The 14612-nt window shown below is 68.5% G+C and carries 17 protein-coding genes; 7 read left to right on the top strand and 10 right to left on the bottom strand.

The features are described from left to right. Positions 1 to 30: 30 nt before the first annotated feature. The 3 genes from ACWEIJ_RS08475 to ACWEIJ_RS08465 all read right to left on the bottom strand — a co-directional run bounded on the left by ACWEIJ_RS08475 (position 31) and on the right by ACWEIJ_RS08465 (position 2315). Positions 31 to 261 (bottom strand): hypothetical protein, encoded by a 231-nt coding sequence (locus ACWEIJ_RS08475; protein WP_449836523.1) that lies wholly within the window; start codon positions 259 to 261, stop codon positions 31 to 33. 194 nt (positions 262 to 455) lie between these two features. After that, on the bottom strand, positions 456 to 1670 hold the full coding sequence (locus ACWEIJ_RS08470) for an acyl-CoA dehydrogenase family protein (RefSeq protein WP_449836522.1): 1215 nt from the start codon (positions 1668 to 1670) through the stop codon (positions 456 to 458). Positions 1671 to 1685: 15 nt separating this feature from the next. Continuing rightward, positions 1686 to 2315 (bottom strand): SCP2 sterol-binding domain-containing protein, encoded by a 630-nt coding sequence (locus tag ACWEIJ_RS08465; protein WP_449836521.1) that lies wholly within the window; start codon positions 2313 to 2315, stop codon positions 1686 to 1688. A gap of 101 nt (positions 2316 to 2416) precedes the next feature. Between ACWEIJ_RS08465 and ACWEIJ_RS08460 the strand changes: the two genes are divergently transcribed. Next, entirely contained in the window at positions 2417 to 3052 is a 636-nt protein-coding gene (locus ACWEIJ_RS08460; RefSeq protein ID WP_355438266.1) for a TetR/AcrR family transcriptional regulator, read from the top strand. 3 nt (positions 3053 to 3055) lie between these two features. On the opposite strand, the gene ACWEIJ_RS08455 is transcribed toward ACWEIJ_RS08460, so the two are convergent. After that, the gene (locus ACWEIJ_RS08455; RefSeq protein ID WP_449836520.1) at positions 3056 to 3817 is read right to left on the bottom strand and encodes a MaoC family dehydratase; all 762 of its coding nucleotides are present in this window, start codon (positions 3815 to 3817) and stop codon (positions 3056 to 3058) included. Next, positions 3817 to 5052, bottom strand: coding sequence for a 3-oxoacyl-ACP reductase (locus ACWEIJ_RS08450; RefSeq protein WP_449836519.1), 1236 nt, complete (start codon positions 5050 to 5052; stop codon positions 3817 to 3819). The genes ACWEIJ_RS08455 and ACWEIJ_RS08450 overlap by 1 nt, the downstream gene beginning before the upstream one ends. A gap of 53 nt (positions 5053 to 5105) precedes the next feature. Between ACWEIJ_RS08450 and ACWEIJ_RS08445 the strand changes: the two genes are divergently transcribed. After that, entirely contained in the window at positions 5106 to 6311 is a 1206-nt protein-coding gene (locus tag ACWEIJ_RS08445; protein ID WP_449836518.1) for an acetyl-CoA C-acetyltransferase, read from the top strand. A gap of 58 nt (positions 6312 to 6369) precedes the next feature. Next, positions 6370 to 7341, top strand: coding sequence for a serine hydrolase domain-containing protein (locus ACWEIJ_RS08440; protein ID WP_449836517.1), 972 nt, complete (start codon positions 6370 to 6372; stop codon positions 7339 to 7341). Between the two features lie 5 nt (positions 7342 to 7346). Here ACWEIJ_RS08440 and ACWEIJ_RS08435 read toward each other — a convergent pair whose 3' ends face one another. The 5 genes from ACWEIJ_RS08435 to ACWEIJ_RS08415 all read right to left on the bottom strand — a co-directional run bounded on the left by ACWEIJ_RS08435 (position 7347) and on the right by ACWEIJ_RS08415 (position 10454). Continuing rightward, on the bottom strand, positions 7347 to 7898 hold the full coding sequence (locus ACWEIJ_RS08435; protein ID WP_449836516.1) for a hypothetical protein: 552 nt from the start codon (positions 7896 to 7898) through the stop codon (positions 7347 to 7349). A 20-nt stretch (positions 7899 to 7918) separates the two neighbouring features. Further along, on the bottom strand, positions 7919 to 8629 hold the full coding sequence (locus ACWEIJ_RS08430; RefSeq protein WP_449836515.1) for a hypothetical protein: 711 nt from the start codon (positions 8627 to 8629) through the stop codon (positions 7919 to 7921). Positions 8630 to 8664: 35 nt separating this feature from the next. Further along, positions 8665 to 9003, bottom strand: coding sequence for a hypothetical protein (locus ACWEIJ_RS08425; RefSeq protein WP_449836514.1), 339 nt, complete (start codon positions 9001 to 9003; stop codon positions 8665 to 8667). Then, on the bottom strand, positions 8996 to 9730 hold the full coding sequence (locus tag ACWEIJ_RS08420) for a hypothetical protein (protein WP_449836513.1): 735 nt from the start codon (positions 9728 to 9730) through the stop codon (positions 8996 to 8998). The genes ACWEIJ_RS08425 and ACWEIJ_RS08420 overlap by 8 nt, the downstream gene beginning before the upstream one ends. Before the next feature lie 112 nt (positions 9731 to 9842). Continuing rightward, the gene (locus ACWEIJ_RS08415) at positions 9843 to 10454 is read right to left on the bottom strand and encodes an SIMPL domain-containing protein (RefSeq protein ID WP_449836512.1); all 612 of its coding nucleotides are present in this window, start codon (positions 10452 to 10454) and stop codon (positions 9843 to 9845) included. Positions 10455 to 10598: 144 nt separating this feature from the next. On the opposite strand from ACWEIJ_RS08415, the gene ACWEIJ_RS08410 reads away from it, so the two are divergent. The 4 genes from ACWEIJ_RS08410 to ACWEIJ_RS08395 all read left to right on the top strand — a co-directional run bounded on the left by ACWEIJ_RS08410 (position 10599) and on the right by ACWEIJ_RS08395 (position 14600). Then, a complete protein-coding gene (locus tag ACWEIJ_RS08410) occupies positions 10599 to 11792 on the top strand; it encodes an AAA family ATPase (RefSeq protein ID WP_449836511.1) in 1194 nt (397 codons plus the stop codon). A gap of 158 nt (positions 11793 to 11950) precedes the next feature. Next, complete coding sequence (locus tag ACWEIJ_RS08405) at positions 11951 to 12097, top strand: hypothetical protein (protein WP_167969512.1); 147 nt, start codon at positions 11951 to 11953, stop codon at positions 12095 to 12097. Positions 12098 to 12325: 228 nt separating this feature from the next. After that, positions 12326 to 13177 (top strand): NAD(P)-dependent oxidoreductase, encoded by an 852-nt coding sequence (locus tag ACWEIJ_RS08400; protein ID WP_449836510.1) that lies wholly within the window; start codon positions 12326 to 12328, stop codon positions 13175 to 13177. A gap of 49 nt (positions 13178 to 13226) precedes the next feature. Continuing rightward, positions 13227 to 14600, top strand: a complete 1374-nt coding sequence (locus ACWEIJ_RS08395; protein ID WP_449836509.1) for a S28 family serine protease — start codon at positions 13227 to 13229, stop codon at positions 14598 to 14600. Positions 14601 to 14612: the final 12 nt, after the last annotated feature.

The following is a 14612-nucleotide window of genomic DNA, read 5'->3' as shown; positions in this document are numbered from 1 at the left end:
AAGCCGCTCACTTGATCCGCATACCGGAAATCATCCGTGGTCTTCGGCGGTGCTTTGCCTGCGATAGGGGGCCAGTAGTGGACCCGAGCGGAGCTCATCCGTGCTGACCGGCTCAGCCAGGTCGTCGATCCGGACGACCAGATCCAGGCACTCGTAGGGCAGGCTCGTCTTGGAGCCGTTGGGCAGACGCACCAGTGCTCGTCCACCCCGATCCTCAAGGAACTGGACGAGTACAGACGCGATGTCCCCGCGCTCGATCATGGAGAAACCATAGAGACGCCGTCGACCGAAATGGCGCGTTGGCCGTTGGCGCGGAGCGTCGGCGGGCATCGATCGCCGTGCCCGACCTGATGCCGTCCAGCCACCAGAGGGCGCGGCTCGCTGTGGACGCGGTCTTCAAGCCTCGCAAGACCCCGTCCAGTCAGACGGTCCAGGGACGGCCTGGGATGGTCAGCTCACTTGATCTGCATACCGGAGATCATCCGAGAAACCACCAGCCGCTGGATCTCCGAAGTCCCCTCGAAGATGGTGAAGATCTTCGAGTCGCGGTGCATCCGTTCCACGGGGTGCTCCCGCGTGTACCCGGCACCACCGAGGATGTGGATCGCCCGCTCCGTCGCCCACACCGACACCTCGGACGCCTTGAGCTTCGACATCGAGCCCTCGCCCGCGGTGAACGGCACGTTGTTGCGCCCCATCCAGGCCGCGCGCCACACCAGCAGGCGGGCCGCGTCGATCTCCATGCGCATGTTCGCGAGGTCGAACGCGATCGACTGGTTCTCGATGATCTTCCGGCCGAACGCCTCGCGGTCCTTGGCGTAGTCCAGCGCGTACTCGTAGGCGGCGCGTGCGACGCCCACGGCCATCGCGCCGACGGTCGGGCGGGTGGTCTCGAAGGTGGCCATCGCGGCCTGGCCGCCTGCCTTCTTGCCCTCGCGGGCGCGTGCCAGGCGTGCCTCCAGGCGTTCGCGGCCGCCCAGCACGCAGCGGCCGGGCACGCGGACGTCGTCGAAGAACACGTCGGCGGTGTGCGAGGCGCGCATGCCGTGCTTCTTGATCTTGCCGGGCGACGACAGGCCTGGCGTGCCGGGCGGGATGATGAAGCCGGCCTGGCCGCGTGAGCCGAGCTCCGGGTCGACCACGGCGGTCACGACGTGGACGTTCGCGATGCCGCCGTTGGTGGCCCAGGCCTTCTGGCCGTTGATGACCCATTCGTCGGTGGCCTCGTCGTAGCGGGCCCGCGTGCGGTAGCCCGCCACGTCGGAGCCGGCCTGGGGCTCGGAGGCGCAGAACGCCGCCAGCTTCGGCTCGTTCTCGTCGCCGAAGCACTCCGGCACCCACTCGGCCAGCTGCTCGGGTTCGCCGGACGCGAAGATGCCCGCGACGGCGAGGCCGGTGCCCATCAGTGCGAGGGCGATGCCGGCGTCGCCCCAGAACAGCTCTTCGGTGGCGATCGGCAGCGAGAGGCCGATCGGGTCGGCGAACCAGGTCGCGAGGGCCTCGAAGCCGTAGAGGCCGATCTTCGCGGCCTCCTGGATCACCGGCCAAGGCGTCTCCTCGCGCTCGTCCCACTCGGAGGCCGCCGGCCTGATCACGTCGCGAGCGAAACCGTGCACCCAGTCGCGCAGGTCGGTCTGGTCTTCGTTCAGTTCGAGCGAGAAGCCACCCACTGCAAAACCTCTCCGTCAGGCCTTCGGGATGTTGAACAGGCTCATGAACCCGGCCGCGAACCCCAGGTCGCCCTTCACCTTCAGCTTGCCCGTCATGAACAGCACGGGGGCGGAGGCGTTCCCGGTCGCGAGCTTCAGGAAGTCGGCGGGCGTCAGCGTCACGACGGCACGGGCCTCGCGCGTCACGCCCTTGTTGATGACGCACGTGGCGTCTTCGATGATCGCCTCGTAGACGTCTTCGAGCACGTGGAAGTGCACGACGGCACGGGTGGCGCCGGCGCGGTCCGCGCGGAAGTGGACCTCCATGCGGCGGAAGACCTCGTCGAGCACCCGCACCCGCAGCGCGGGGTCGGAGACCACGGCCTCGATCTGGTCCTTCGAGGCGCGGGAGATGATGCGGGCGAAGTTGGCCGGGTCCATCTTCGCCAGGTCGAGGTCCGCGCCGCCGTCGGCCAGCGTGCCCAGGGCGTTCAGCAACGCGGCGAAGTCGGCCTTGCCCAGCTTCTTCGGGTCGATGCCGCGGGCGATGACGTCGATGTTCACGTCGGCCAGCGCGGGATCGTCCGGGGAGATCTGCTGCAACGTGCTGATCAGCTCGGTCGGGCTGAGCTTCGCGATCGCCTCGGTGGTGAGGTCGAGCGTCATGGACACACCTCCTGATACCTACTGGTGAGTAAGACTACTGGTGAGTAGGTATTGTGGCAACCCGATCGGATAATCTTGTTCCTCCGAACCGAGGGGGTGTGATGCGCACAGAAGGTCGAGCCAAGCGCTTGCCACGCGCAGTGCGCGAGCGGCAGATCATGGATGCCGCCGTCGACGTGTTCTCGCGGCTCGGCTTCCACGCGGCCTCGATGGACGAGATCTCCGAGGTCGCCGGCATCTCCAAGCCGATGCTCTACGCCTACCTCGGCTCGAAGGAAGAGCTGTTCGCGACCTGCATCCGGCGTGAGGCCACGCGGATGATGGAGGCCATCGCGACCGGCGTCGAGCCCGACCAGGAACCTGACGTGCAGCTGTGGAGCGGGCTGCGGGCGTTCTTCGGGTTCGTCGGTGAGAACCGGGCCAGCTGGATGGTGCTGCACCGCCAGGCGTCGACCCAGGGCGGCCCGTTCGCGGTCGAGCTCACCGACATGCGCAGCCGTGCGGTGTCGCTGGTCGCGGCGCTGCTCACGCAGTCCACGAAGGCGCCCGCGACCAAGCTGGAGGCCGAGTCGCTGGCCGCCGCGCTGGTCGGCGCGGGTGAGTCGCTCGCGGAGTGGTGGCTCGATCACCCGGAGGAGCCCGCCGGTGTGGTCGCGGCCCGCCTCATGAACCTCGTGTGGATGGGCTTCGGCGACCTGGTCGAGGGCAACGTCTGGCATCCACCGTCACGGCGTTGAGCTTCACAGGGCTGAGCCGAGCAGATGGGGACCTTTGCCCCACACGCCGAACTCCCAGCCGTCGGCGACCTCGACCGCCGAAAATTCGACGCGTCCGGGGATGAGCAACGGCTTCTTGAACCGGACGTCCACCGTCACGGCCTCGGGCAGCCGGCCCTCCAGCGCGGCCACGCAGCGCGCCTTCGTCCACATTCCGTGGGCGATGGCCCGCTTGAAGCCGAAGAGCTTGGCGCTCAACGGGGACATGTGGATCGGGTTCCGGTCGCCGGACACGGCCCCGTACCGCCGCCCGATGTCCGCGGGCACCCGCCACACCGCCGACCCGACGGGCCGCTGCAGTTCCTCGCCGCCGGAGGACCCGCCGCCGGTCCGTCGCAGGTAGGTCGACACGCCTTCCCAGACACCGGAAACCGACGTCACCACGTCGACCTGCACGCCCTGCGGGTGCGGCCGCAGATCGCGCGCGGTCACCGTGATCTCCAGCTGCTCGTCCAGCGTCAGCGGCCGCGACTGCGTGATCCGGTTCGCGACGTGCACCAGGCCGGGCAACGGGAACGGGAACCCCGAGCCGGTCATCAGCTTCATCTGCGACGGAAAGCCCAGCACGTGCGGATAGGTCAACGGCAACGCGTCGCGCAGCGCGAACCCGCACACCGCGTTGTACGCCGTCAGATGTCTCAGCGAAACGTCGACCGCGGTGGAAACGGGCTTCGCGGCAAGGGTGTCCCCGCGCCGGAACGACGTCAGGGCGGCGCGCAGCAACATCAGGCCCCCAGCAGCATCTGGCCGCACACCCGCACGACGTTGCCGTTCACGCCACCCGAGCCCGGCGCCGCGAACCACGCCACCGTCTCCGCCACGTCGACCGGCAACCCGCCCTGCGACAGGCTGTTCATCCGCCGCCCGACCTCGCGCGTCAGCAACGGCACGGCCGCGGTCATCTTGGTCTCGATGAACCCCGGCGCGACGGCGTTGATCGTGGCGCCGCGGTCGGCCAGCACGGGTGCCAGCGACTTGACCATGCCGATCACGCCGGCCTTCGAGGTGGCGTAGTTGGTCTGACCGACGTTGCCCGCGATGCCCGCGATCGACGACACGCCGACGATCCGTCCGCCTTCGCGCAGCACGTCGCCTTCGAGCAGTGCCGCGTTGATCCGCTCCTGGCAGGCGAGGTTGACCTCCAGCACCGCGTCCCACAGCGAGGAGTCCATGCGCGCCAACGTCTTGTCGCGCGTGATGCCCGCGTTGTGCACAACGATGTCAACGCCGCCGTGCCGTTCCATCAGGTACGAGGTCAGCTTCGCCGGATCGCCGGTGATGTCGAGCTGCAACGCCGACCCGCCCGCGGAGTTCGCGACCTTCGACAGCTCGTCGCCGGCCGCGGGCACGTCCAGGCACACGACGTGCGCGCCGTCGCGGGCCAACGTCGCCGCGATCGCCGCACCGATGCCGCGCGAAGCACCCGTGACCAGCGCGACCTTGCCGTCCAGCGAGCCGGTGGCAGCGTTGCCGGAGACGTGGACGACCTGCCCGGACACGTAGGCCGACCGTCCGGACAGCAGGAACCGCAGCGTGGACTCGACGCCGTCCTCCGCCCCGTCCGCCACGTACACGAGGTTCGCCGTGCCACCGCGGCGCAGCTCCTTGCCGACCGACCGCACGAAGCCTTCGAGAGCCCGTTGCGCCACGGAGTCGGGCGAGCGTCCGATGACGATCACCCGCCCGCACGGCCCGAGCTGCGTGATCACCGGGTGGAAGAAGTCGTGCAGCTGCCGCAGGTCGCTCACCGACGTCAAGTCGGACGCGTCGAACACCAACGCGCCGTAGGGAGCGGACCCCGTTTGGAGCTGCTTCAGGAAGGACAGCCGGGAGGTGCCACCGACCAGCACCGGGGTGGCCAAGGCGGCGTCGCGGCGGAGTGGATACGGGTTCGGCAGGCCGAGCCTGCGCACGAGCTGGCGCCCCAGCCCCGAAGAGGCGAACTTCTGGTACCTGTCCACGTCACACAACCTACTAGCTAGTAAGTCTACTCGCTAGTAGGTAGTATGCCGGTATGCGAGTAGCGATCATCGGCGGCAACCGCATCCCGTTCGCCCGCTCGAACGGCCCGTACGCCACCGCGTCGAACCAGGACATGTTCACCGCGGTGCTCGACGGTCTGGTCAGCCGCTTCGGCCTGCAGGGCGAGCGTCTCGGCGAGGTGGTCGCGGGCGCCGTGCTCAAGCACTCGCGCGACTTCAACCTCGTCCGCGAGTCGGTCCTGGGCAGCAAGCTCGGCCCGGAAACGCCTGCGTACGACCTCCAGCAGGCGTGTGGCACCGGCCTGCAGGCGATCATCGCGGTGGCCAACAAGATCGCGCTCGGCCAGATCGAGGCGGGCATCGCGGGTGGCGTCGACACCACCAGCGACGCCCCGATCGGCGTGAACGAGAACTTCCGCAAGCTCCTGCTGGAGTTCAACCGCACCCGCAAGGTCAGCCTGCTGACCAGGCTGCGCCCCAGCCACGTCGTGCCGCACCTGCCGCGCAACGGCGAACCGCGCACCGGCATGTCCATGGGCGAGCACGCGGCCATCACCGCGGCCCAGTACGGCATCACCCGCGAGGACCAGGACGAGCTCACTGCGCGCAGCCATCAGAACCTCGCCCGCGCTTACGACGAGGGCTTCTTCGACGACCTCGTCACCCCGTACCTGGGCCTGACCCGCGACCAGAACCTCCGTCCGGACAGCAGCGTCGAGAAGCTCGCCAAGCTCAAGCCGGTCTTCGGCGACACGATGACCGCCGGCAACTCGACCCCGCTCTCCGACGGCGCCTCCGCGGTCCTGCTGGCCACCGAGGAGTGGGCACGGGCCCGCAAACTGCCCGTGCTGGCGTACCTCACGTTCGCCGAGACCGCCGCCGTCGACTACGTGCACGGCGACGAGGGCCTGCTGATGGCCCCGGTGCACGCCGCGCCGCGCATGCTCGACAAGGCGGGCCTCAAGCTGCAGGAGTTCGACTTCTACGAGGTGCACGAGGCGTTCGCGTCGCAGGTGCTGGCCACGTTGAAGGCCTGGGAGACCGACCTCGGCGAGATCGACCGCGCGAAGCTCAACGTCAACGGCTCCTCGCTCGCGGCGGGCCACCCGTTCGCCGCCACCGGCGCCCGGATCGTGGCGACCCTGGCCAAGCTGCTGCACCAGAGGGGCAGCGGCCGCGGGTTCGTGTCGATCTGCGCCGCCGGCGGTCAGGGCATCACGGCGATCCTGGAGCGATGAGTTTCGCCCAGTGCTGAAGTCAGACCATCCGAACCCTCACCGGAGAAGGATGGCGACCATGACGCTGCAGGAAGTTCTGGAAACCCACCGCGAGACCACGCCCAACGCCGTGGCGCTCGTCGCCCGCGGAGACGAAGTCGAGTTCGCGTCGGTCGGCGGCGAGACGCGGGAGTCGGTCTTCCCGATCGCCTCGCTGACCAAGCCGATCGTCGCGGCGGCGACGATGCTGCTGGTGCGGGACGGGAAGATCGCCCTCGACGACCCGATCGCGAACTGGCTGCCGGAACTCGCGCACCCGGTGGTCGTCCGCACTCCGGCGAGCGAGGTCGACGACGTCGTTCCCGCGACGAGGCCGATCACGGTCCGCCACCTGCAGGCCTCCCGGTCCGGCTGGGGTTTCTCGGCGGACTTCTCCCTGCCGGCCACGAAGAAGCTCTTCGAACAGGCGCACCTGCACGGCCGTGAGGACCTGCCGACCCCCGAGGAGTGGCTGAAGCAGCTCGCCGGCGTGCCGCTGCTGCACCAGCCGGGCGAGGGCTGGGTCTACAACACCGGCTCGGACGTCCTCGGCGTGCTGCTGCACCGCGTCACCGGCTCGCTCCCGGACTTCCTGGCCGAACGCTTCTGCGCACCGCTCGGCATGACCAACACCAGCTTCATCAGCGACACCCTGCCGTCCGGCGCGGGCGGCCTGAAGTCCACCGCGGACGACCTGCTGGCGTTCCACCGGTACCTGATGACCAGCGACCTCCTGCCCGAACTCGCGACCGACACCACGTCTGCGGCGGAGCGCGAGGCGGCGCACATCTTCCTGGAGGGCCAGGGCTGGGGCTACGGCGGCAGCGTCGACGTCGCCGAGATCGACCCGTGGAACGTCCCCGGCCGCTACGGCTGGGTCGGCGGCTCCGGCACCGCGGCCCACGTCGTCCCGTCGCAGAACCTGATCACGATCCTGCTCACCCGCACCGCCATGACCAGCCCCGCCCCGCTGCCCGTCATGCGTGATTTCTGGCGGAGCGCGATGCGCTGAACGCGTTACGGCTGCACAGCGCCGAAGAACTTCTTCGCCAACTCACGCACGGTTGTGCGGCACTGCTGCTCGTCGAACCCCGTGCTGCTGTTGCTGCTGTTGGCCACGGTCAGCACGCCGTTCTGGTCGAGGATCTCCAGGGCGCAGGCCGCGGGGGACTTGGTGCGCCAGCGCGCGTCCGAACCGAGGTTCGCGCCGATGTCCTTCTCCCAGGCCTGGGTGCGGTCGGCGAAGTAGTCCTTCGCGTACTCCGCCGCAGGCCTGGCACCTCTGATGTCTTCGGTGTCGTCCCAGGAGCGGATGCTGAGGGTGACGGAGTGATCTGCCCCTCTGAACCTGCAGGTTCGTGCCGACGAGTTGGAGCCCAACTTCTGGTCGTCATTCGGTTGCGCGGGCGGGAGATCGCCTGTTTCCTGCCCGATCTCCGAACAGGACTTCAACGCCGCCTGGTGGTACTTCACCGGCGCCGGAGATGACGTCGTGGTCGGGACATCGCTGAACGTCGGTGTCTCGACCGGCTTGGAGGTGCATCCGCCGACGAACACCGTCGCTGCCATGGCCAGAACGGTGCCTGGCCTCATCCCTTCACCGCCTGCGGCCAGCCCTGGTTGGGCAGCTTCGGATCGGTCATCAGGCTCATGATGTCCCGCACCTTGCTGAGTGCTTCGGCGAACCGCTTGGCGATGCCCACGAGGTTGTCGAGCTGCTGCGTGACGAGGGTGCCGATGGCGCCGGCGAGATCCTTGACCGCGAACGGGATGCCCACGACGGTCGCGCCTTCGATCGCGGCGGTGACCAGTGCGCCGAGGAAGCCGGTCGCCATCTTCGACAGTTCGGTCATGTAGTCGATGTTGTACTTGGCGATGTCCATCAGCCACTTGCTGACGCCGTCCGCCTTGGTTCCCACGGCGCTTATCGCGTCGTTCTGCGCGGCGACCCGCCGCGAGTAGGCGCCGGCCGCCTCACCCGTCCAACGGTCGGCCAAATAGGTCGCAGACGTGTCGTGGCTGAGGCCGTTCATCGGCTGCTGGACCTTCTCGACCCAGTTGAACGACTGCCAGATCAGCGACAGGACCGGGAAGTGGTGCTCCACCGCGGTCCTGATCAGCTTGAACATCTTCTCGAGACCCTCGCGGATGACGTCGAGAGCGGGGTTGATCACGAGCATCGCGGGACCGAGGACGAAGCGCCAGTCGTTGATGTGGTCGATGGCGGTGTTGAACCTATGGGCGCACTCGCGAGCGTTGTCCTCGAGCCTCTGGAACCCGCGCTCGAACAGGTTGGTCATTTCACCGGAACTGCTCATGGATTCTCGTGCTCCTGCTAGCCGTAGAACTTGCGAAGATCGATCTCGTTGACGCTCTCGGTGCGGTCGTACTCGTCCGCGATCGCGCGCAACGCGCCGTCGATCTGGTTGAACTCGGTGACCGCGCCCGCGACGCACTTCTCCATGAACGTCCGGAATTCCTCGTACTGACCTGCTTCAAGGGTGGCGTTGGCGAGTCCGGCGCCAAGCGTCGCGAAGTCGCCGACGAAGAACGCGGTCTCCGTGAGGTAGGTGTCCCGTATCGCCTGCACGATCGGCTCCGCCTTGTCGGCCTTCTCCTGCCAGAGCTTTGCTTCTTCGCGCAGATCCTGGGTGACAACCTTGTAGTCAGCCATTTTCGTCCCTCTTGCCCAAGACCCGGAAGTCGGTGAAGTAGTCGTCGTCCGCCTCGTCACCGCCGGTGCGCGGTCGTGCCACCGGGCGAGGGCGTTCGCCGGGATCGACGCCAAGACCCGCGCGCACGAAGAGGCTCAGGACGTCGTCGGCGAGTACCGCGTCGGACGGGTTGTCCAACGCCTGAGGGTCGCCGTGCAGCGAGATCGGGCCACCACCGCGCATGCGCATCACCAGATAGCCGAGAGGGCTGCGGACCTCTGTGATGGCAGGCTGTTGAGGCGCCTGCTCCTGGCGGCGGATCGCGTCGTACTCGGCGTCTACGGCGTCGAGCTTGGCCCTCGTCCTCGCCATCCAGTCCTCGAGCGGTAGGTCGGCGGGGTCCGCCTCTGGTTTGGCCGGAGTGGACGGGTTCTGCGAATGCGCAGGGCGGTGGGCGAACTCGACTGCGAGTGCGCGCTGCACCGCAGTCACGTACGTGTTGTAGACCGTGGCAGGAAACGCTTCTGGTCGCATTTGCTCGAACCACCTCGGGCGAATGCGAACGTTTGTCACCATCTGGGCCTTGTTCACGGTGATGGTGATGAGCCCCGCAGGATCATGAGCCTCGTAGGTCTCAGCCGGTTGCATCGGCAGGCCACCGGGATGAGTCAGTTCGGCCAGGCGTGCTCTCGTTTGCGGGTTGTCGGGAACGTTCAGTCTTGCGAGTTCCAGGCGCTCAAGCGGCACAACGCATTCCCCCGAACCTCAGATTGCGCTCGTACGGTACGAACCGACCATAGCGGTGCATCGCGAGCGTCATAGGTAATTCGGGGTAATCAGCCTGTCGCGCTACGTGACCTCAGTCGAGCAGTGACCAAGCGGCCGTGCAGGACGCCGAAACCGTGATCAGCTGCGCCTTGAGGTTCAGCTGGTCCACCATCCCCGCAGGTCCGGCCATCTCGAACGACGCCGAAGCGCGGATCCGCGGCGAGTAGCCCGCACCGCCGTCGGTGTCGCCGATCCGCAGCAACGGCCCGAGCCGCCGCCCCAGCGCCGATGCGTAACCCTCGGCACGACGGAGCGCGTCCGCCACGGCCTCCTTCTGCGCCTCGCGGACGGCCTCGGCGTCGTCGACGAGCGTCCACGACGGGCCGTTGATCCACGACGGCTCGGCCTGGACGAGGTCGGCGAGCAGGCCGTCGAGCTTGTCGAGGTCGGACACCCAGATCACGTACTGCTGCTGCGCGCGGCTGCCGACGCGTTGGTTGTTGTCCCAGTTGTCGTGCACGGACAGCTGCCGCGAGCGCACCTCGAAGTCCTGCAGCAGCGGTTCGACGACGGAAATGCGCTGGTTGAGCGTGCTCACCGCCTCGGAGCGTTCGGCGCCGAGCGCCTCGAACGTCACGTCCACCTGGGCGCGGTCGGCGGTGCGCTCGACCTCGCCGGTCCCCTTCGTCACGACTTCAGCCACGTCGCCCAGCCAACCGGTGCCCAGGTCCATCCGCAACTATTCAGTTGTATTGCTCCCACACTAGAGAGATGTATACGCGGGCATTCGTACCCACGTCTGCGCGTCTCTACTTCAGGCCCTAGAAACGCCGATACGGTGCGAGCCATGGACCCGGTGCGCAACCCGTTCGCTCCCGGTGCAGGCCAGCGGCCTCCTGAGCTCGCCGGCCGGGACAAGGAAGTCGGAGCGTTCGAGGTGGTGCTCGAACGCGTGGCCCGCGGCCGTCCGGAACGCAGCCTGGTGCTGACCGGGCTGCGGGGTGTCGGCAAGACGGTGCTGCTCGGCGAGTTGCGATCCATGGCGGTCAAACGCGGCTGGGGTGCGGGCAAGGTCGAGGCCCGGCCGGACGCCGACCTGCGACGACCGCTCTCGGCGGCGCTGCACCGGGCGATCCGCGACCTCGCCGTCCGCCACCGCGCGCCGGACCGGGTCGAGGCCATCCTCGGCATCCTCAAGGCCTTCGCGCTGCGGGCCGCACCGGACGGTGCCAAGCTGCGCGACCGCTGGCAACCCGGCATCGACGTGCCCGCCGCCCAGGGCCGGGCCGACTCCGGTGACATCGAGATCGACCTGGTCGAGCTGTTCACCGACGTCGCCGAGCTCGCGCAGGACGTCGGCACGGGCGTCGCGCTGCTCATCGACGAGATGCAGGACCTCAGGCCGGACGACATCAGTGCGTTGTGCGCGGCGTGCCACGAGCTCTCGCAGCTCGGCTCACCTCTCGTGGTCGTCGGTGCGGGTCTGCCGCACCTGCCCGCCGTGCTCAGCGCCAGCAAGTCGTACTCGGAGCGGCTCTTCCGGTACGTGCGGATCGACCGGCTCAGCCGTGAGGACGCCGACCGCGCGGTGCTCGCCCCGGTCGAACGGGAGGACGCGGGCATCACGGACGAGGCGCTGGACGCGTTGTTCGACGCGTCCGGGGGCTACCCGTACTTCATCCAGGCCTACGGCAAGGCCGCCTGGGACGCCGCGCCGGCCGATCCAATCAGCGCGCTGGACGTCTCCGTGGCCGCTCCGGAGGCCGACGCGGAGCTGGCAGTGGGCTTCTTCGGCTCCCGATACGAGCGTGCGACGCCCGCTGAACGCGAGTATCTCCGGGCGATGGCCGAGTTGACCGACGGAAAGGATGCGGGCGTCAACACCGCCCAGGTGGCCGACCACCTCGGTCGCAAACCCTCGTCGCTGTCGCCCGCGCGGGACTCGCTCATCAAGAAAGGCCTGGTCTACAGCGCGGAACGGGGTCAGATCGCCTTCACCGTGCCGCACTTCGGGAGGTTCCTGCTCGGCCGGGAGGAGTGACCCGCACCGCCCGGCGTTGTCCGGCCGTTCACGTTGTCGGCCGATGATTCATCGGCGTGTGCCCCAACTCACCGGATAATCGCGTGCGTTCGCGGGTAGGAAGGTGCATACTTGAGTTACCAACCGAACAGACCTCCGAGAGGGAAGTGCAGACCCCGATGAACTTCGCAGCGAAGCTCCGCGCCCGTCGTGCCGAGGCGCGCAACCGGAAGGCCGTGGCTCGCGCGATCGACATGGCCACCACGCCGGCCATGCGTCACGAGCTGATGGCCATCGCCCAGGCTCAGGTCACCACCCTGCGCTGACTTCACGACCCGGCACTCGCACGGCGCCCCGTCGCGAGTGCCTCCCCAAACGGGAACCCCTGGAGCACCTCCCGCGCTCCAGGGGTTTCATTCTGTTAAACGTGATGCGCGCCACAGTAAGATGGCGTTGTAACAGTGCACGTCGGTCCGCCGATGTCACGGTTGACCTCGCGGTGCTGTCGGACCCCCGACCTGGCAGCACCGCGAGGTTTCTTGTTTGCTGGGGACATGAAGATCGCCGTGCTCGGCACCGGCCTCATGGGTGCCCCCGTCGCAGCCAACCTCGCCGCCGCCGGACATGCCGTCCGGGTCTGGAACCGCACGCGCGCCAAAGCCGAACCGCTCGCCGCTCAGGGCGCGGTCGTCGCCGACACACCCGCCCAGGCCGTCGAGGGCGTCGAGATCGTGCTGACCATGCTCAACGACGGCCCCGCGGTCACCGCCACCATGCAGGCCGCGGCCGAAGCGCTGCCGCACGACGCCGTCTGGATCCAGTCCTCCACGGTCGGGATCAGCTCCACCGAGGACCACATCGCACTCGCCCGTTCGCTCGGGCTCGAGTTCGTCGACGCGCCCGTCCTCGGCAGCACCAAGCCCGCGGCGGAGGGCAACCTCGTCGTGCTGGCCTCGGGCGCGGCGGAACTGCGCGAGCGCGTGCAACCCGTGTTCGACGTGATCGGCGCCCGCACGATGTGGGTCGGTGAAGCCGGTGCGTCCTCCCGGTTGAAGCTCGTCGCCAACAGCTGGGTGCTCGCGCTGACCGCGGCCGTCGGCGAGGCCGTGGCGCTGAGCGAGGCGTCCGGGCTCGACCCGAAGCTGTTCCTCGAAGCCGTTTCCGGCGGCGCGGTGGACTGCGCGTACCTGCAGATGAAGGGCAACGCGATCATCGAGCGGTCCCTCGCGCCCGCGTTCACCGTGCAGAACGCGCTGAAGGACGCCTTGCTCGTCAACGAAGCCGCGGTGCGGGGCAACGTGCACCTCGACGTCGCGCAGGCGTCGGCCGCACGGCTGAACCGCGCGGTCACCAAGGGCCACGGCGACGAGGACATGGCCGCGTCCTACTACGCCAGCTTCGAATAGCGACGATCGGCCGGTCCGGCGGGGCGTGCGGGCTCACTAGCTTGGCTCGGTGAACAGACTCGTACGCTCCCTGCTGGCGTTCGGCCTGGCATCGGCGCAGGTCCTGGCGGTCGCCTCGGTCGTCAACGCCGCTGCAGACGTCAAGGACCGGATCGCCGCCCTGCCCGGCGTCCGGATCATCAGCGAAGGGACGTCCGGCACCGCGCGGACGTTCGTGCTCGGCATCCAGCAGCCCGCGGACCACCGCAGACCGCGCGGCGCGCAGTTCGAACAGCGGATCTCGTTGCTGCACAAGGACGAGTCGAAGCCGATGGTCCTGCACACCACCGGCTACCACCTGCCCGGCTCCATCAGCCCGTCCGAGCCGGCCCGGCTCGTCGACGGCAACCAGATCAGCGTCGAACAGCGCTTCTTCCCACCATCGCGGCCGGTGCCGGCGGACTGGGACGACCTGAACATCCGGCAGGCGGCAGGCGACCACCACCGGATCGTGCAGGCCTTCAAGAAGATCTACCGCGGCCGCTGGCTCTCGACGGGCGCCAGCAAGGGCGGCATGACGTCGGTCTACCACCGCCGGTTCTTCCCGCACGACGTCGACGCGACCATCGCTTACGTGGCACCGAACGACGTGGTGAACGACGAGGACTCCTACAGCGAGTTCATCCGCAACGTCGGCAACGACCCGACGTGCAACCGGCGCCTCGAAGGCGTGCAACGGCAGATCCTGCAGAACCGCGACGCGATCGTGGCCCGGTTGGAGGCCAAGGGCTACACGTACCGGCAGTTCGGTGGCGCGCAGCGGGCCTTGGAGCTCCTGGTGCTGGACACGCCGTTCACCTTCTGGCAGTACGGCACCCAGGGCCAGTGCGCGCTGGTGCCCGGTGCCGCCGCCTCGGTGGACGACCTGTGGACGTTCATCGACCAGACCGTCGGCTGGGACTTCTACACCGATGCGGGCGTCGCGCCCTACGAGACCTATTACTACCAGGCGGGCACGCAGCTCGGCTGGCCGGAAGCCGACGAGTCCGCGGTCCGGGACCTGTTGCGCTACCCCGGTTCCAGCGTGCCGCGGACGATGGTGCCCGACTCGATCAGGTTCCCGCGCTTCGACAAGCACGCGATGAAGGACATCGACCGATGGGTGCGCTACGAGGGTTCGCGGCTGTTGTTCGTGTACGGGCAGAACGACCCGTGGAGCGCCGAGCCGTTCCACCTCGGACCGGGCACGCGTGACTCGCTGGCGTTCGTCGTGCCGGGCGGCAACCACGGCTCGAACATCGCCAGGTTGCCGGAGAAGGAACGCGGTGCGGCGACCGCGGCGGTGCTGCGCTGGGCCGGTGTTCCCGCGGCTGCCGTCGGCACGTCGGCCGTCGACGAGGGCGGCCCTGACTCGCTGGACGCGCTGCGGGCCCGCCGGGGCTGAGGCAGGCTGAGG

The organism is Lentzea sp. NPDC004789, assembly GCF_053601075.1.
Note: the sequence above shows the minus strand (reverse complement) of the source record. Positions and strands in the feature narration are given on the sequence as shown.